Below are 16,591 nucleotides of genomic sequence, written 5' to 3' on the forward strand. Positions count from 1 at the left end.
CCGCTAGAGGGCGGCACCGGACGGAGTGACTTACTGGATCAGGCCAAATTCACCCGCCAGAGTCTTGTACTCGTTGACCTGTTTCATGACGAAGGCATTCAACTCGTCGCCGGTCATCGACAGTGGCAGCAAGTCGCGCTGTTCACGCAGCTTGGCGAAGTCTTCGCTCGCGAGCATGGTGTCGAACTGTTGCTTCCACCAGTTGTACTGCTCATCCGAGACTTTCGGGCCCACGTAGAAGCCACGGATAACCGGCCAGGTGATGTCGAAGCCTTGCTCTTTGGCCGTCGGAATATCAGCCAGTTTGCCTGGCAGACGCTCGTCCGAGAGTACCGCGAGGATGCGGATTTTCTTCGCTGCAATTTGCGGCGTAACTTCACCCAAACCGCTGCTGGTCACTTGCACGTGGCCACCGAGCATGGCGGTTACGGTTTCGCCGCCGCCTTCAAATGCTACGTAGCGCAGGTTTTTCGGGTCGATGCCGGCTGCACGGGCGATCAGTGCAGTTTGCATCCAGTCCTGACCGCCGATGGTGGCGCCCGCACCGAAGACAATGCTCGACGGGTCTTTTTTCAGTGCGTCGATCAGGTCGTTGAGCGTGTGGTAAGGCGAGTCTTCGCGCACGGTGATGGCGCCGTAGTCGGTGCCTACCGCTGCCAGCCAGCGCACGGCGTGTTCGTCGTAGCGGCCGAATTTACCTTGGGCCAGGTTCAGCAAAGAGCCGCTGGAGAACGCGACGATGGTGCCCGGATCATCTGCGCGCTGCGCCACGACAGCGTTATACGCCACGGCGCCCACGCCGCCTGGCATGTAGGTCACGCGCATTGGTTTTTTCAGCAGGCCGCCATCTTTCAGGCCGCTTTGCGCCAGTTTGCAGGTCAGGTCGAAACCGCCGCCTGGCTTGGCCGGAGCGATACATTCAGGGCGCTTGGGATCAGCCGCGAGCAGTTGACCCGCGAATGCCAGGCAAGCTGTTGCCAGGGCGATACGAGTGAAAGCAGATTTCATAATTGAATCCTCACAGGTTTTTTATTGTGCTTACCAGATGGCTAATGAATAGCCGATCACGATGCGGTTTTCGTCGGCATTGCGGGCAAAGTCAGAACGGAACGAGGCATTACGCAGGCGTACGTAAAGGTCTTTCATCGGACCACTCTGGACCACATATTTCAGTTCGATATCGCGCTCCCACTCATCGCCAGTTTCGGTTGATCCGGTGATCTGCGCATCGCTGCCGCTGATGTAGCGGGTCAGGAAGCTCAAGCCGGGTACACCAACCTTGCTGAAGTCATAATCGTAGCGTGCTTGCCATGAGCGCTCTTCGGCGTTGGCGAAATCATTGATCTGCACGAAGTTGACCAAAAACGGGTCGGTGCCGTCGACATAGGCAAAGCCGGTGTCGCCATACATACGCTGATAAGCGAGGCTGACCTTGTGGCCGCTCAGGGCGTAGCTGAACAGGCCGTTCAGCGCCTGGTTATCGACATTGCCGGCGTTGGCTGAGCCTTCGTCGTTGCTCACAGAAAGGCGCATGTCGGCGGCAAACACACCGGCGCCCAGCGGCTGGCTGGCGGCAAGGCCAAAAAAGTGCTGGCTGTAGATGTCCTGCAGTTTGGCGTAGTGATAGCGGCCAGTGATGCGATCGGTAAATTTATAGTCGGCACCGGCAAGATCGATGTGATCGGCTGTGGCGGCGCTGGCGAAGCGGCGATTCTTGTTATTGATCGCCAGGTCTTCGTTGTCGCTGGAGTCGCGCTGCTTGGTTTCCTCAATGCGGCCACCGAGCAGGGTCAGGTTGCTGATTTCCTTCGAGGTCAGCAAACCGCCTTCAAAGGTTTGCGGCAGGATGCGGCTGTCGTTGCTTTTAAGCGTTGGCAGTTCCGGCATCAGCGTGCCGATTTTCAGCTCGCTGGCGGAGATTTTCATTTTGCCGGTGATGCCCAGATGCGAATATTCATCGGCGGCGCGGCCGTCATCGTGGGTTGGCAGCAAGCCGGTACCGGTACGATCCGGGCTGGAGTCGAGTTTGATACCCAGCAAGCCCAAGGCATCAACACCAAAGCCTACGGTGCCTTCGGTGTAGCCGGATTGAATATCGAAGATGAAGCCTTGTGCCCATTCCTCACGCTTGTTCTGGCCAGTGCCTTCACGGAAATCGCGGTTGAGGTAGATGTTGTTGGCTGTCAGGGTTCCCGAGCTGTCTTTGATGAACTCGGCATGAGCGGCAGGTGACAGAACTGCTGCGCTAACAGCTAGGCTAAGCAGGTGTGCAGGCAAAATCGCCTGACGAGATGCTGAAGGCATCGTGTGGTCTCCATTGTTGTTTTTGTAACGGCCGCACGCCACTGTGCGGTCGTTTTAGTCAGTGGATCGAGCCACTTACAGCGATGCTAAAAGCCCAAGCTTTCACCAACCTTTCATTGCAGAAATATTTATGCGGATACGTTTCGGTGCAATCTGCGATTTACTGCAAGGCGCTGCGCGCTAAACTGCGCGGCTAATATTCAGGGCATAAGCCTTGGCCAGAGTCGGAGGTTCGAGTGCGAATTCTGTTGGTGGAAGACCATCTGCAACTCGCTGAAAGCATCGCCCAAGCGCTTAAAGGCGCGGGCTGGAGCGTGGATGTTTTGCACGATGGAGTTGCCGCTGATCTGGCGCTGAGCACCGAGGAATACGCTTTGGCGATTCTTGATGTGGGCCTGCCGCGCCTCGATGGTTTCGAGGTATTGGCGCGCCTGCGGGATCGCGCCAACACCACACCGGTGCTGATGCTGACTGCCCGCAGCGAGGTCAAGGATCGCGTGCATGGCTTGAATCTGGGCGCCGACGACTATCTGGCCAAACCCTTTGAACTGACCGAACTTGAAGCGCGGGTTAAAGCCCTGCTGCGCCGCTCCGTGCTGGGCGGCGAGAAGCAGCAGCGTTGCGGCGAGTTGGTTTATGAACTGGCAACCCGGCGCTTCATCTTGCAAGGCAACGCGCTCACATTGACTTCACGCGAGCAGGCCGTGCTCGAAGCCATGATTGCGCGGCCGGGACGGGTGATGAGCAAGGAGCAGTTGGCTTCGCACGTGTTTGGGCTGGACGAGGAGGCCAGCGCCGACGCCATCGAGATTTATGTGCATCGGCTGCGCAAGAAACTGGAAAATCGCGGGGTGCGAATCGTCACCTTCCGCGGCTTGGGCTACTTGCTGGAGGAGGTGAGTGAATAGTCGCGGCAGCCTGCGCGGGCGGTTATTGACCCGGCTGGCCTTGTTGCTGGCGATTGTCGTACTGGTAAGCAGTTTCAGCGCCTATTTCAGTGCGCGGCGCGCTGCCGATACGGCTTACGACCGCACTTTGCTGGCCTCGGCGCGGGCGATTGCCGCAGGTCTTTACACTAAAGAAGGCCGCCTGCTTTCAAATGTGCCGTATGTGGCGCTCGACACCTTTGCCTATGACAGCGCGGGGCGCATTTATTATCAGGTGATCGACCTCGATGGCAGCCTGGTCTCGGGTTACGAAGATTTACCCGCCGCCCCCAAAGGCACCAAACGGACCGATGACTATCCGGCGTTGGCGCATTTTTACGATGCGCAATATCGCGGGCAGGGCGTGCGCGTGGTGAGCTTGTGGCAGCCGGTGAGTGAGCCGCAGGTTAATGGTATTGCGGAAATTCGCGTGGCTGAGACTCAGGGCGCGCGTGAACGCATGGCGCGTGATTTGTTGCTCGGCACTCTGTTACGCATCGGGCTGATGTCGTTGATTGCGCTCGGGCTGGTCTGGCTGGCCGTGAGTGCAACCTTGCGTCCGCTTAACAGCCTGCGCCAGGCGGTTGCTGCGCGGGCCAGTGATGATCTGAAACCGTTGCCCGATACCGAGCTGCCGCTGGAGTTGAAACCTTTGGTGGGAGCGATCAATCAGTTCAATGATCGCCTGCGCGGTTTGTTCGAGCGTCAGTCGCAGTTTATTGCCGATGCCTCGCATGAGTTGCGCACGCCGCTGGCGGCGCTTAAAGCTCGGGTCGAGTTGGGCCTGCGTGCGCAAGACCCTGAAACCTGGCGCTCGACATTGGCGCAGGCTGCGCAGAGCGCCGAAAAACTCACCCATCTGGCCAATCAGTTACTGTCGCTGGCGCGGATCGAAAGTGGCGCGCGAGCGCTGACCGAAGGCGGTGCTTTGCGCCTGGACCTCAGTCAGTTAGCGCGTGAACTGGGCATGGCACTGGCGCCGCTTGCCCATGCCCGTGGCGTGGCGTTGGCGCTGGAGGCCGATGCTCCGGTGTGGCTGCGCGGTGAGCCGACTCTGCTTAACGAGTTGCTGAGCAATCTGGTGGATAACGCCATTGCCCACTCGCCGCCTGGCAGCACGGTTATCTTGCGGGTCAAATCTGATGGCGTGCTTGAGGTCGAGGATGATGGCCCGGGGATTCCCGAAGCCGAGCGCGAGCAGGTGTTCAAGCGCTTTTATCGCAGCCGTAACGAAGGCTTGGGCGCCGGTTTGGGCTTGGCCATCGTCGGCGAGATATGTTCGGCGCATCAGGCGCGAATCAGCCTGCAGCAGGTCGTGCCGCACGGCTTGTTGGTGCGCGTTGAGTTTAGTCAGTTGGCGCCAGAACACGGGCCATGATGCAGGTTCGCGTCATGGCCCGTTTATCCGATATTACTGAAGCATGCTCATGGCAGCTTCCATCGATGCGCTGAGGTCTTCGTCATCTTGCATGTCCACTTGCGGGTCCAGCCCGAGCTTGTGGAATGAGCTGATGTCTGACCAGTCCATTTGGGCAAATGGATGATCGGTGCCGATGTAGCTTTGTAGCATGGCGACCTGGACGATGTCGGTGTAGTCGGTCTTCGCGCTGTTGCGTGAGAAGTTGAGTAACTGACCTGGCACAGTGGCGATTTGTTCGGGGAATTGCCAGGCGCGCAAAATCTTCTCGCCCAACACCGGGTGAATCGCATTGATTACGGCGTCAAGCGTTTGCGGGTCGGCCAGTAATTCTTCGTGTTCTTCTGCGAAGGTCAGAATAGGCAGAATACCAATTTGATGGACCAAGCCCGCCAGAGTCGCCTGATCTGGCATCAGGCGCGTGTAATGACGGCACAGAACGTGGCTGATACCGGCAATTTCAGTGCTCTTGTTCCAGACTTCGCGCATTTTCTGGTCGATGATGTCGGTGGTGGCCTGAAACATCTGCTCCATTGCCAAGCCTGTCGCCAGATTGCAGGTGTAGTTAATGCCTAAACGCGAGACGGCCATTTGCAGGTCGGTGATGACCCCGGCGGCGCGCAGCAGCGGGCTATTCACCACCTTGATCAAACGTGCGCTGATGGCCGCGTCGTTTGCCAGCACCTTGGCGATGTCAGCCGCACCAACATCCGGATCTTCAGCCGCTTCGCGCACGCGCAATGCGACTTCTGGCAGTGTCGGCAGGGTCAGCGCATCATTGTCGATGGCTTGAATCAATTGCGCTTGGACTTTTTCTGCGAGGGTACTGCTCATGACGATTCTCTATAGGGCTTCAGCCAGCCGCAGTGTAATTAATTCTGCCAAATTCAAACATTTAGATGGCTGGTTTTGTGAGCCAGTGATCAGCAATGGCTTTTTCTAGCGCTGGATTTCCAGGTCCGAATTCAGCGTGTAAGGCAGGTCAAGCAGTGTCAGCGCCTCGCCGTCCGGTGCGCCAAGCAGAATGCGGCCATCGCTGATGGCGTCTTCCTGTACCACGGCGAGCAATTCGATGGCTGTCTCGCTGCGTGCTGCCATGACCACTTCGCCCACGGCCGAAGTTCGCTCAGGAGAGAACAGTGCCGTTGCTGGTTCTGGTAGTTCACTCGCCGCAACGCTCAGGCGATACATGCGGCGTTTGAGTTTGCCCAGATACTGCATGCGCGCCACGATTTCCTGACCGGTGTAGCAGCCCTTTTTGAAACTGACGCCGCCGACGGCCTGCAAGTTGATCATCTGCGGGATAAACAGCTCGAACGCGGGTCCAAAGACCTGGCCGATACCGGCGCGAATCTGCCCCAGTAACCAGTCATTAATGGGGGCTTCTGGCAATTGAGCGCTTAGGCGCAGCTTTATTTCTTCGGCTTCGCTTGCCGGAACCCAGAGCTCGACACGTTCATTGCCCAGGTGCACGGCCATTAAGTTGTGTGCGCTGCTCACGCTGCCCGGCGTCGGGTTTAGCTCAAAGCCCAGCGCGAGCAGGGCGCCGTCACCTTTGTACAGACCAAAACGGGTCCATTCGGCGCTTTCGTCGAGCAGCTTCGACTTGGAGAAGACGGCGTATTTCTTGAGATCCGCCAGTTGCTTTTCGAGCAATTCACTGGCCATTGCCAGCAGATAGCCATCGTCTACCGCCAGCACGCGAAAGCTTGAGAGCATGCGCCCTTTGGGGTTGCATCGCGCGCCAACGCTGGAAACCGACGGGTTCAAGTAATTGAGGTTGCAGGTGATCTGGCCCTGCAGGAATTTATTGGCATCGGCGCCGCGAACGGACATGACGCCTTCGTGGCTGAGGGTGCAAAAAAACGCGGTATCGGCCATGGGAAACTGCTTATCACTGAATGAAAAGAGAGGGCGTAATGATAGTGCGCCGACAGGGTAATTGTCAGTGCGGATGTCGATCGCGGCGCTGCTAAATTCTGCTCGTCGTCTGCGCGGGTCAACAGCGGGCCATTTCGCCGTTATACTGGCCGGCTTAATCAATGTCTGCTTTATCAAGGATTCATCAGATGGTCGACTCGACTGAACTCAATCGCCTGTTTTGGCACAGCCGTCGCGGCATGCTGGAACTGGATGTACTGCTGGTGCCTTTCGTCAAAGAGGTTTACTCCTCGCTCGATGCGGACGATCAGGCGCGTTATCGCAGGCTGCTTGAGTGCGAAGATCAGGATATGTTCGGCTGGTTCATGCAGCGCGGCGAATCCGATGATCCGGATATTCAGCGCATGGTGCGGATGATTCTGGACCGTGTCCAACCGAAGTAATCGCTTCGAATGCCACTGGCAGCCTTCGCGGCGTTTGCTGGTGGCGTACCTGACTTTGCTGCTGGTGACGGTCGTGGTCCTGTTAAGGCTCGACCTTGCGCTCTGGTTGCGACTCGCGGGCTGCGGGTTGTGCCTGGCGCATGCGCTGTGGACGCTGCCGCGCTCGATACTGCTTAGCTCGGAACATGCCGTCAGCCGTTTGCGCGCTGACTCCGATGGCTGGTATCTGCACTCGCGGGCAACTGGCTGGCAGCCAATCGAGTTGCGTCGTGATTGCCTGGCGCTGCCTTATTGCGTGATTTTGCGTTATCGGTTGCCGGGCCGCTGGTGGGTCAGCGGCCTGTGCATTGTTCACGACTCCCTGTCGTTTACCGATCATCGGCGTTTGCGCGTGCGCCTGAAGTTCAGTTGGCACCCAAGCGCGGCTGCAGGATAGTGTCCTTTGCCTCGGCGAGTTGCTCCGGATAGTCCAGTGTGTAGTGCAGGCCGCGAGATTCCTTGCGCTGCATGGCCGAGATAATCATCAGCTCAGCCACTTGCGCCAGGTTACGTAACTCAATCAAATCCCGGCTGACCCGATAATTACTGTAGAACTCGTCGATTTCGTCGAGTAGCAGGCGTACGCGGTGTTGCGCGCGCTGCAGACGTTTGTTGGTGCGCACGATGCCCACGTAGTCCCACATGAATCGGCGCAGCTCGTCCCAGTTGTGGGCGATGATGACGTCTTCATCCGAGTCAGTTACCTGGCTGGCATCCCATGTTGGCAAGCGGCCGGGCATGCTGATCTGTTCGAGTTGCGCGGTGATGTCTGCTGCCGCCGAGCGTGCATAGACGAAGCACTCAAGCAGCGAGTTACTGGCCATGCGGTTGGCGCCATGCAGGCCGGTAAAGCTGGTTTCGCCAATGGCGTACAGGCCCGGCACATCGGTATGACCGTGTTGATCAACCACGACTCCGCCGCAGGTGTAGTGCGCAGCCGGTACCACTGGAATCGGCTCGCGGGTTATGTCGATGCCGAACTCAAGGCAACGCTCATAAACGGTCGGGAAGTGGGTTTTGATGAAGTTGGCGTCTTTATGGCTGATGTCGAGATAAACGCAATCAACCCCAAGGCGCTTCATTTCGTGGTCGATGGCGCGGGCGACGATATCGCGCGGTGCCAGTTCTGCGCGGGCGTCGAAGCGTTGCATGAAACGATCGCCATTGGGCAGGCGCAGTAACGCGCCTTCGCCACGCAGCGCTTCAGTGACCAGAAAGCTTTTCGCCTTCGGGTGATAAAGGCAGGTTGGGTGGAACTGGTTGAATTCCAGATTGCCGACCCGACAACCCGCGCGCCAGGCCATGGCAATGCCATCGCCGCAGGCGCCGTCCGGATTGCTGGTGTACAGATAAACTTTGGCCGCACCGCCGGTCGCCAAAATCACGAAGCGGGCGGCGTAGGTGTCGACTTCACCGGTGTTGCGGTTCAGTACGTAAGCGCCGAGGCAGCGCTGACCGGACTGCCCAAGCTTGCGTTCGGTAATCAGATCAACCGCAACGCGCTGTTCGAGTAATTCAATATTGTGCCGCGCTCTGGCTTGATCCAGCAGCGCCTTGAATATAGCCGCGCCGGTTGCATCAGCAGCATGAATAATGCGCCGATGACTGTGGCCACCTTCACGCGTCAGATGAAACTCGAAGCCGCCGTCTTCGCGAGCGGTTTCATCGTCCCGGGTAAACGGCACGCCTTGTTCGATCAGCCACTGAATGGCCTCGCGGCTGTGCTCGACCGTGAAGCGCACGGCATCTTCGCGGCACAGTCCGGCGCCTGAGTTGAGCGTGTCTTCGACGTGAGATTCCACCGTGTCGGTGTCATCGAGCACTGCTGCTACACCGCCTTGCGCCCAAAAAGTTGAGCCGTTTGCGAGGTTGCCCTTGCTCAATACGCCTATTCTCAGGTGCTCTGGCAGCGTCAGTGCAAGGGTCAGGCCCGCAGCACCGCTGCCTATTACTAGTACATCGTGTTGATAATGCTGGCTCATTAGCTGAATCCGCGTGAATCCTGCCCCTAGTATATAGAGGGGTGGGGCGGCACAATAGCAGGCTTATGACTGGCTATGGTGTTTGGGAACTTTCTTAGCAGATTGTGTTCCATAACTAGTCACCCGAAGAGGGACAATGTCTGTGAAACGTGATCGTCTATCAAACATGCTGCTGGTTTGATGCGGTTCTACAGATGATTAAAGACTTAATTGCACAGCAAGGGCTACGGGTTGCTGTGTTGTTCCGTGCAAAATTCAAAATTGTTTTGCAGGAAGCTTGGTTGGAGGGGAGAACTTTTGCGCAATGTTCGAGTCTATTTTTGCAGGTCGGTTATTTGGCTAGCGCAAGGCTCCTCAAAAGTTAACGAGGAGTGTTCATGCTAACCCAGGAAGAGGATCAGCAGCTGGTCGAGCGCGTGCAGCGTGGCGATAAGCGAGCTTTTGATCTGTTGGTGCTGAAGTATCAGCACAAGATTCTCGGGTTGATCGTGCGTTTTGTGCACGACACCCATGAAGCACAGGATGTGGCCCAGGAAGCTTTTGTTAAGGCCTACCGGGCTTTAGGTAATTTCAGGGGTGAGAGCGCGTTCTACACATGGTTGTATCGAATCGCGATCAACACCGCAAAAAATCACCTGGTGTCACGCGGTAGAAGGCCGCCGGACAGTGATGTAAGTGCTGAAGATGCCGAGTTCTACGATGGCGATCACGCCCTCAAGGATATCGAGTCGCCAGAACGCTCATTACTGCGCGACGAAATTGAAAACACCGTGCACAAGTGCATTCAGCAATTACCAGAAGATTTACGCACCGCCCTAACATTGCGTGAATTTGATGGTCTCAGTTATGAAGACATTGCCAGCGTCATGCAGTGTCCGGTGGGAACGGTGCGCTCGCGGATATTCCGGGCGCGTGAAGCAATTGACAAGATCCTGCAGCCGTTGCTGCAGGATAGCTAAGGAGTCTTAGAGAAGGGTGCGAGTATCAAGCTACAAAGCGCAAAAGTTCGAGCCGTACAGCTTACAGGTCGTAAGTGTGCAGATTGAGCTGCTTTCAAGTCTTGCCATACCCGCGCAGTACTTTTCAAAGACCCCACAAGACAGCGGCGACAGCCAAGAGAGGAACCGTCATGAGTCGTGAAGCCCTGCAGGAATCGCTGTCCGCGGTGATGGATAACGAAGCGGATGAAATGGAGCTTAGACGCGTACTGGGTGCAAGCGGCGATGCTGATTTGCGAGCTACCTGGTCGCGTTATCAGATTGCGCGTGCAGCCATGCACAAGGAGTTCATTGAACCGCGTCTGAATCTGGATATTGCCTCAGCAGTTTCTGCTGCTCTGGCGGATGAACCGCAGCCGGTTGTCGTTTCCGACAAAGTGGTCAAAGGCCCTTGGCGCACGGTCGGTCGAATCGCCGTGGCAGCATCGGTAACCGCAGCCGTTCTGGTAGGTGTGCGCATGTACAACCAGAATGATGCGCTGAGCACTCAGTTGGCGCAGCAGAGCAACCAGCCTTCGCTGGTGATGCCACAGTCGCACGGCCCGGCAATGCTGGCAGGCTTCAACCTGTCGAGTGATGATCCGGCCAGTGTCGAGATTGACCCGAGCAAAGTTCAGCATGGCTGGCATGAACAGCGTCTGCCTTCCTACTTGCGTCAGCATGCTCAGCAAGCCGCTATGAGCGTGACCGAAAGTGCGTTGCCTTATGCACGCGCAGCAAGTCTGGAAAGCCGTTAAGGAGGCGCATGCGCTTTATTCCTGTTGCTGTCCTATTGCTGGGCAGCTTTACTGTTCTGCCTGCCTTTGCTGCAGATGCAAAGGCTTGGCTGGATCGTTTGGCAAGTGCTGAACACACGCAAAGCTACCGTGGTCGCTTCGTTTACGAGCGTAACGGTAGCTTTTCTACGCATAGCATCTGGCATCAGGTAGCGGCGGAGGGTGCTGTTCAAGAGCGCTTGTTGCAGCTCGACGGCGACGCTCAGGAAGTCGTCCGCAGTAATGGCGTCACTCGCTGCGCCAGTGGCGAGTTGGCAGACCCGGTGGTTGCAGGTCAGGCGTGGTCCGAGCGTGGGCTGAATCCCGAGCAACTGGCTAAATCCTACGAGCTGCGGCTGATGGGTGAATCCCGCGTGGCGGGGCGCAGTGCAGTCATTCTTGGCCTTGCACCGCGCGATCAGCACCGTTTCGGGGTTGAGTTGCATCTTGATAGCGAAACGGCGATCCCGTTGAAGTCCCTCTTGGTCAATGACCGCGGGCAAATGCTCGAACGCTTCCAGTTCACTGATTTCACCACCGATGCCGCTGCTGTCACTGCAGGCCTTGCGCCGAGTGACAACTGCAAGCCTGTCGACGCGCTTGAAAGCGATAAAGTTGTCACGCAGTCCTGGCATTCGGATTGGCTTCCTACAGGTTTTAACCTCACCAGCGTTACGCGCCGGCGCAGTCCTGTATCCGATGATACGGTCGAATGTCTGGTGTATGACGACGGACTGGCGCGCTTCTCGGTCTTTCTTGAGGCCTTGCATGGTGCGACGGTCGAAGATGCCCGCAGCCAGCTTGGGCCAACCGTTGCGGTGTCGCGCAAGCTGGTCACCAGCGATGGCGGCATGATGGTCACCGTGGTCGGTGAAATACCCCTCGGTACAGCAGAGCGGGTCGCCTTGTCGGTGCGTCCCGGCGCGGAGAAAGCTGTTCAATGATTGAAGAGACGGGGCGGGTGATTGCAGTTGAATCCGGCGCTGTCTGGGTTGAAACACTGCGAAAAAGTACCTGCTCCAGTTGCTCTGCCCAAGCCGGTTGTGGCCAGGGTTTGATGGACAAGCTTGGTGTCGACAGCCGCCGCGGTTTGGTGCGCGCGCTAAGCGATCTGCAGTTGAATGTTGGAGACTCGGTAGTAATCGGGGTGCGCGAAGACTTACTTGTTCGCGGCTCGCTACTGGTTTACCTGATCCCATTATTAGGATTGTTTGCGGCCGCGCTGTTGGCTGATGCAATGTCCTTGAGTGAATCGCTGGTCATTCTTTCGGGTCTATTCGGGTTGGTGGCATCCTGGTTCGGGGTGCGCTGGCGCAGTAGGCGTGTGTCTGATGATCCTGCGTTGCAGCCCGTAGTATTGCGTGCCTTGTTGGTAGGTGCTGCGGGGGTTTAAGCCGTGTCTTTAGTATTTCTGGATGGGAGAGTTGTATGTCGATGCCTAGCCTGAAGCTATGTTGGTCTGCACTGTTGTCAGTGCTGCTCCTGGGGCAAGCGGTTACCGCGCATGCGGAACTGCCTGACTTCACCGAGCTGGTCAAGGAAGCTTCGCCCGCTGTGGTCAATATCAGTACCCGACAAAAAATACCGGACAATGTCGCCGCCAACTCGGGTGGCATGTCTGTGCCGGATCTGGAAGGGCTGCCGCCCATGTTCCGCGAGTTCTTTGAGCGCAGCATTCCGCGTCAACCGAGTGCGCCTAAAGGTCATCAGCGTGAGGCTCAGTCGCTTGGCTCCGGTTTCATCATTTCCTCCGATGGCTACATCATGACCAACAATCACGTGATCGCGGATGCCGACGAAGTTGTCGTGCGCCTGTCTGATCGCAGTGAGTTGGAAGCCAAGGTGGTGGGCGCCGATCCGCGTAGCGACGTAGCGCTGCTCAAGGTCGATGCCAAAGACCTGCCGACAGTGCGTCTGGGCAAGTCGGAAGACTTGCAGGTGGGTGAGTGGGTGTTGGCCATCGGTTCGCCATTTGGCTTCGATCACTCGGTAACTGCCGGTATCGTCAGCGCCAAGGGTCGTAGCCTGCCAAATGAGAGCTATGTGCCGTTCATTCAGACCGACGTGGCGATCAACCCGGGTAACTCCGGCGGCCCGTTGTTCAACCTGCAGGGCGAGGTTGTGGGTATCAACTCACAGATTTTCACCCGTTCCGGCGGTTTCATGGGGCTGTCTTTCGCCATTCCGATGAGTGTTGCGATGGATGTGGCTGACCAGTTGAAGAACAGCGGCAAAGTCAGTCGCGGCTGGCTTGGCGTGGTGATTCAGGAGGTCAATAAGGATCTGGCTGAATCGTTTGGTCTGGAGAAGCCAGCGGGCGCTCTGGTCGCGCAGATTCTTGACGACGGCCCGGCTGCCAAAGGCGGTCTGCAAGTCGGCGATGTGATTCTCTCGCTCAATGGCAAGCCGATTGATATGTCGGCAGACCTGCCGCATCTGGTTGGCGCGCTGAAGCCCGGCGAAAAAGCTGAGATGGATGTGGTGCGCGAAGGCGATCACAAGAAGCTGACGCTGACTATTGGATCGCTCCCGGAAGATTCTGAAGCGCTGGCGAGTGCCACTGGCCAGTCTGCTGAAAGCCACAGCAATCGCCTTGGGGTGAAAGTGGTCGAGCTTAGCGCAGAGCAGAAGAAAGGCCTGGATCTCAAAGGTGGCGTTGTCATCAGCGAAGTCCTTGACGGTCCGGCAGCTTTGATTGGTCTGCGTCCGGGTGATGTGATTACACACCTGAACAATGAGCCGATTCTGACAGCCTCGACTTTCGAGAAGGTCGCCAAGGCGCTGCCAAAAGATCGTTCGATATCGATGCGAGTGCTGCGTAAAGGCCGCGCAAGCTTCATTACCTTCAAGCTTTCCGAGTAATTTCGGCAGCAAGAAAAGGGGCGATTTGATCGCCCCTTTTTTGTGCCTGCTGTCTGCATCGCTATAACTGAAGGTGGCTGCAATGCGCTTAGATGACCGCAGAGCGCTTTATTGGCCTGAGTATCGGCCCGCTGCCTGCGCCCGAGCTACGATTGAGGGACCTTAGATCACAGCTTGTGGCGCTATTGATGACTTGGCGGGGCAAAATCGAGTACACTCCGCGGCTATTTTCGGCGGGCAGTCGCCTGCGAACTTTTTTGAGTGTTGTCTTGTGAGTGACCTGAGCCACATACGTAATTTCAGCATTATTGCCCATATTGACCACGGCAAGTCCACGCTCGCCGACCGCTTCATTCAAATGTGCGGCGGGTTGACTGAGCGTGAAATGGAGGCCCAGGTACTGGACTCCATGGATCTGGAGCGTGAGCGTGGGATCACCATCAAGGCGCACAGCGTTACCTTGTATTACACCGCGCGCGATGGCAAAACCTATCAATTGAACTTCATTGATACGCCAGGCCACGTTGACTTCACCTACGAAGTCAGCCGTTCGCTGGCGGCCTGTGAAGGTGCATTGCTGGTGGTTGACGCCGGTCAGGGCGTGGAAGCGCAGTCGGTAGCCAACTGCTACACGGCGATCGAGCAGGGCCTTGAGGTCATGCCGGTGCTGAACAAGATGGACCTGCCGCAGGCTGAGCCTGAGCGGGTTAAAGAAGAGATCGAACACATCATTGGTATCGATGCCACCGACGCTGTGGCCTGTAGTGCCAAGAGCGGCATGGGCGTTGACGAGGTGCTTGAGCGCCTGGTGGCGACCATTCCGGCGCCGACCGGTGATATCGACGCGCCGTTGCAGGCGCTGATTATCGACTCCTGGTTTGATAACTACTTGGGCGTAGTGTCCCTGGTGCGCGTACGTCACGGCCGCATCAAGAAGGGCGACAAGGTCCTGGTTAAATCGACCGGCAAGATGCACCAGGTCGATAGCGTGGGCGTGTTCAATCCAAAGCACACAGCCACCGCTGATCTTAAAGCCGGTGAAGTGGGCTTTATCATCGCCGGCATCAAAGACATTCACGGCGCGCCAGTGGGCGACACCCTGACCCTGTCGACCACGCCGGACGTAGACATGCTGCCAGGTTTCCAGCGCGTTAAACCTCAGGTTTATGCTGGCCTGTTCCCGGTGAGTTCGGACGACTTCGAAGACTTCCGTGAAGCCCTGCAAAAGCTGACATTGAACGATGCCGCCCTGCAATACGAGCCGGAAAGCTCGGATGCACTGGGTTTTGGCTTCCGCATCGGCTTCCTCGGCATGCTCCACATGGAGATCATTCAGGAGCGTCTGGAGCGTGAATACGATCTCGACCTGATCACCACAGCGCCAACTGTAGTGTTTGAGGTTGTGTTGAAGACCGGTGAGACGATTTACGTCGATAACCCATCCAAATTGCCGGACATCTCGACCATCGAAGACATGCGCGAACCCATCGTGCGTGCCAACATTCTGGTGCCGCAAGAACACCTGGGTAACGTCATTACCCTGTGTATCGAGAAGCGCGGAGTGCAGCGTGACATGCAATACCTGAGCAGTCAGGTGCAGGTCTCTTATGACTTGCCGATGAACGAAGTGGTACTCGACTTCTTCGACCGCTTGAAGTCCGTAAGCCGTGGTTATGCCTCGCTGGATTACAGTTTCGATCGCTTCCAGTCGGCCAATCTGGTCAAGCTGGATGTGCTGATCAACGGTGAGAAGGTTGATGCTCTGGCATTGATCGTTCACCGCGACAAGGCTCACTACAAGGGCCGTCAGTTGACCGAAAAAATGAAGGAACTGATCCCGCGTCAGATGTTCGACGTCGCGATTCAGGCTGCGATTGGGGGGCAGATTGTTGCTCGCACCACGGTCAAGGCACTCAGGAAGAACGTACTGGCCAAGTGCTACGGTGGTGACGTTAGCCGTAAGCGCAAGCTGCTTGAAAAGCAGAAGGCCGGTAAGAAAAGGATGAAGCAGGTGGGCAACGTGGAAATTCCACAAGAAGCCTTCCTTGCAGTTCTCAAGGTGGATAGTTAGGGCCTATGTCGATCAATTTCCCGCTTGTGCTTGTACTGGCCGTCGCTGTTTGCGGCGTGCTGGCGCTGTTCGATTTATTGGTGTTGGCTCCGCGTCGCCGCGCGGCCATCAGCCACTATCATGGTCAGGTCAGCGAGCCTGATGAAGCGGTAATTGAGCGACTCAACAAAGAGCCGATGCTGGTGGAGTACGGTAAGTCGTTCTTCCCGGTGCTGGCGATTGTGCTGGTCTTGCGCTCGTTTCTGGTGGAGCCGTTCCAGATTCCATCGGGCTCGATGCGTCCGACCCTTGAGGTTGGCGACTTCATTCTGGTCAACAAGTTTGCCTACGGCATCCGCCTGCCGGTGATCGACACCAAGATTATCCAAATTGATGACCCGCAGCGCGGCGATGTCATGGTGTTCCGTTACCCGAGCGACCCTTCCATCAACTACATCAAGCGTGTAGTCGGTGTGCCGGGCGACGTGGTGCGTTATACGCCGGACAAACACTTGTTTGTTAACGGCAAGCCAGTTGCTCAGGAATTGCTCGGCGAAGAGGCCGGCAGCCTGGGAAGCGTAATGCTTTATGACGAGAAGCTGGGTGAGGTTGAACACCTGATCCGCAAGGAAATGAAGCGTTATCACGCCGTTCCGGGTGGTGAGTGGACGGTGCCTGCCGGCCATTACTTCATGATGGGCGATAACCGTGACAACTCCAATGACAGCCGTTACTGGAACGATCCGAATATCCCCAAGCCCTTGCTGGGCATGGTGCCTGACCAGAATATTGTCGGTAAGGCATTTGCGGTCTGGATGAGCTGGCCTGACCCGAAGTCGAAAAATCTGCCGAATTTCAGCCGTGTCGGCCTTATTCATTAATTTGAATAATTGTGGCGCTGTTCAAGTCAGCGCCGCTAGCTATATATAGTCTT

16 protein-coding genes are annotated in these 16,591 nt (G+C 57.0%); 11 read left to right on the plus strand and 5 right to left on the minus strand.

Annotated features, from left to right (window positions below; translation table 11 throughout):
* Positions 1-30 precede the first annotated feature (30 nt).
* Both FEZ62_RS15320 and FEZ62_RS15325 read right to left on the minus strand, forming a co-directional pair.
* Positions 31-1,008, minus strand: coding sequence for a tripartite tricarboxylate transporter substrate binding protein (locus FEZ62_RS15320; protein ID WP_069899415.1), 978 nt, complete (start codon positions 1,006-1,008; stop codon positions 31-33).
* 30 nt (positions 1,009-1,038) lie between these two features.
* On the minus strand, positions 1,039-2,304 hold the full coding sequence (locus tag FEZ62_RS15325; RefSeq protein WP_172928684.1) for an OprD family porin: 1,266 nt from the start codon (positions 2,302-2,304) through the stop codon (positions 1,039-1,041).
* Positions 2,305-2,540: 236 nt separating this feature from the next.
* On the opposite strand from FEZ62_RS15325, the gene FEZ62_RS15330 reads away from it, so the two are divergent.
* Together FEZ62_RS15330 and FEZ62_RS15335 are read left to right on the plus strand one after the other, a co-directional pair.
* On the plus strand, positions 2,541-3,212 hold the full coding sequence (locus FEZ62_RS15330) for a response regulator (protein WP_069899413.1): 672 nt from the start codon (positions 2,541-2,543) through the stop codon (positions 3,210-3,212).
* The gene (locus FEZ62_RS15335) at positions 3,205-4,608 is read left to right on the plus strand and encodes a sensor histidine kinase (protein WP_090508788.1); all 1,404 of its coding nucleotides are present in this window, start codon (positions 3,205-3,207) and stop codon (positions 4,606-4,608) included. The genes FEZ62_RS15330 and FEZ62_RS15335 overlap by 8 nt, the downstream gene beginning before the upstream one ends.
* A gap of 33 nt (positions 4,609-4,641) precedes the next feature.
* Here the strand turns inward: FEZ62_RS15335 and FEZ62_RS15340 are convergent, their stop codons facing one another.
* Entirely contained in the window at positions 4,642-5,481 is an 840-nt protein-coding gene (locus tag FEZ62_RS15340) for an HDOD domain-containing protein (RefSeq protein ID WP_069899411.1), read from the minus strand.
* A 105-nt stretch (positions 5,482-5,586) separates the two neighbouring features.
* Positions 5,587-6,528: a folate-binding protein YgfZ gene (locus tag FEZ62_RS15345; protein WP_172928686.1), complete on the minus strand. Its 942-nt coding sequence runs from the start codon at positions 6,526-6,528 to the stop codon at positions 5,587-5,589.
* Between the two features lie 188 nt (positions 6,529-6,716).
* On the opposite strand from FEZ62_RS15345, the gene FEZ62_RS15350 reads away from it, so the two are divergent.
* Both FEZ62_RS15350 and FEZ62_RS15355 read left to right on the plus strand, forming a co-directional pair.
* Entirely contained in the window at positions 6,717-6,971 is a 255-nt protein-coding gene (locus FEZ62_RS15350) for a succinate dehydrogenase assembly factor 2 (RefSeq protein ID WP_069899409.1), read from the plus strand.
* Complete coding sequence (locus FEZ62_RS15355; protein WP_172928688.1) at positions 6,955-7,407, plus strand: protein YgfX; 453 nt, start codon at positions 6,955-6,957, stop codon at positions 7,405-7,407. The genes FEZ62_RS15350 and FEZ62_RS15355 overlap by 17 nt, the downstream gene beginning before the upstream one ends.
* On the opposite strand, the gene nadB is transcribed toward FEZ62_RS15355, so the two are convergent.
* Positions 7,376-8,992, minus strand: a complete 1,617-nt coding sequence (nadB, locus tag FEZ62_RS15360; RefSeq protein WP_172928690.1) for an L-aspartate oxidase — start codon at positions 8,990-8,992, stop codon at positions 7,376-7,378. The two genes, FEZ62_RS15355 and nadB, sit on opposite strands and share 32 nt — an antisense overlap.
* 377 nt (positions 8,993-9,369) lie before the next feature.
* Between nadB and rpoE the strand changes: the two genes are divergently transcribed.
* The 7 genes from rpoE to lepB all read left to right on the plus strand — a co-directional run bounded on the left by rpoE (position 9,370) and on the right by lepB (position 16,538).
* On the plus strand, positions 9,370-9,951 hold the full coding sequence (rpoE, locus tag FEZ62_RS15365) for an RNA polymerase sigma factor RpoE (protein WP_069899406.1): 582 nt from the start codon (positions 9,370-9,372) through the stop codon (positions 9,949-9,951).
* A 170-nt stretch (positions 9,952-10,121) separates the two neighbouring features.
* Positions 10,122-10,727 (plus strand): RseA family anti-sigma factor, encoded by a 606-nt coding sequence (locus tag FEZ62_RS15370; RefSeq protein ID WP_172928692.1) that lies wholly within the window; start codon positions 10,122-10,124, stop codon positions 10,725-10,727.
* Positions 10,728-10,735: 8 nt separating this feature from the next.
* The gene (locus FEZ62_RS15375) at positions 10,736-11,689 is read left to right on the plus strand and encodes a MucB/RseB C-terminal domain-containing protein (RefSeq protein ID WP_069899404.1); all 954 of its coding nucleotides are present in this window, start codon (positions 10,736-10,738) and stop codon (positions 11,687-11,689) included.
* Positions 11,686-12,138, plus strand: coding sequence for a SoxR reducing system RseC family protein (locus FEZ62_RS15380; protein ID WP_069899403.1), 453 nt, complete (start codon positions 11,686-11,688; stop codon positions 12,136-12,138). Before FEZ62_RS15375 ends, FEZ62_RS15380 begins: the two co-directional genes overlap by 4 nt.
* Positions 12,139-12,179: 41 nt before the next feature.
* A complete protein-coding gene (locus FEZ62_RS15385; RefSeq protein ID WP_172928809.1) occupies positions 12,180-13,607 on the plus strand; it encodes a DegQ family serine endoprotease in 1,428 nt (475 codons plus the stop codon).
* A 271-nt stretch (positions 13,608-13,878) separates the two neighbouring features.
* Complete coding sequence (gene lepA, locus FEZ62_RS15390; RefSeq protein ID WP_069899402.1) at positions 13,879-15,678, plus strand: translation elongation factor 4; 1,800 nt, start codon at positions 13,879-13,881, stop codon at positions 15,676-15,678.
* A 5-nt stretch (positions 15,679-15,683) separates the two neighbouring features.
* On the plus strand, positions 15,684-16,538 hold the full coding sequence (lepB, locus tag FEZ62_RS15395) for a signal peptidase I (RefSeq protein WP_069899401.1): 855 nt from the start codon (positions 15,684-15,686) through the stop codon (positions 16,536-16,538).
* Positions 16,539-16,591 lie beyond the last annotated feature (53 nt).

The sequence above is a fragment of the Pseudomonas sp. MS19 genome, from assembly GCF_013277615.1.
In the GTDB taxonomy this organism is placed as follows: Bacteria; Pseudomonadota; Gammaproteobacteria; order Pseudomonadales; family Pseudomonadaceae; genus Aquipseudomonas; species Aquipseudomonas marincola.

Coding starts and splice junctions, on each gene's coding strand:
- FEZ62_RS15380 (WP_069899403.1), top strand. CDS start 11,686: ATGATTGAAGAGACGGGGCGGGTGATTGCAGTTGAATCCGGCGCTGTC.
- FEZ62_RS15385 (WP_172928809.1), top strand. CDS start 12,180: ATGCCTAGCCTGAAGCTATGTTGGTCTGCACTGTTGTCAGTGCTGCTC.
- lepB (WP_069899401.1), top strand. CDS start 15,684: ATGTCGATCAATTTCCCGCTTGTGCTTGTACTGGCCGTCGCTGTTTGC.
- FEZ62_RS15325 (WP_172928684.1), bottom strand. CDS start 2,304: ATGCCTTCAGCATCTCGTCAGGCGATTTTGCCTGCACACCTGCTTAGC.
- rpoE (WP_069899406.1), top strand. CDS start 9,370: ATGCTAACCCAGGAAGAGGATCAGCAGCTGGTCGAGCGCGTGCAGCGT.
- FEZ62_RS15350 (WP_069899409.1), top strand. CDS start 6,717: ATGGTCGACTCGACTGAACTCAATCGCCTGTTTTGGCACAGCCGTCGC.
- FEZ62_RS15320 (WP_069899415.1), bottom strand. CDS start 1,008: ATGAAATCTGCTTTCACTCGTATCGCCCTGGCAACAGCTTGCCTGGCA.
- nadB (WP_172928690.1), bottom strand. CDS start 8,992: ATGAGCCAGCATTATCAACACGATGTACTAGTAATAGGCAGCGGTGCT.
- FEZ62_RS15345 (WP_172928686.1), bottom strand. CDS start 6,528: ATGGCCGATACCGCGTTTTTTTGCACCCTCAGCCACGAAGGCGTCATG.
- FEZ62_RS15375 (WP_069899404.1), top strand. CDS start 10,736: ATGCGCTTTATTCCTGTTGCTGTCCTATTGCTGGGCAGCTTTACTGTT.
- FEZ62_RS15370 (WP_172928692.1), top strand. CDS start 10,122: ATGAGTCGTGAAGCCCTGCAGGAATCGCTGTCCGCGGTGATGGATAAC.
- FEZ62_RS15340 (WP_069899411.1), bottom strand. CDS start 5,481: ATGAGCAGTACCCTCGCAGAAAAAGTCCAAGCGCAATTGATTCAAGCC.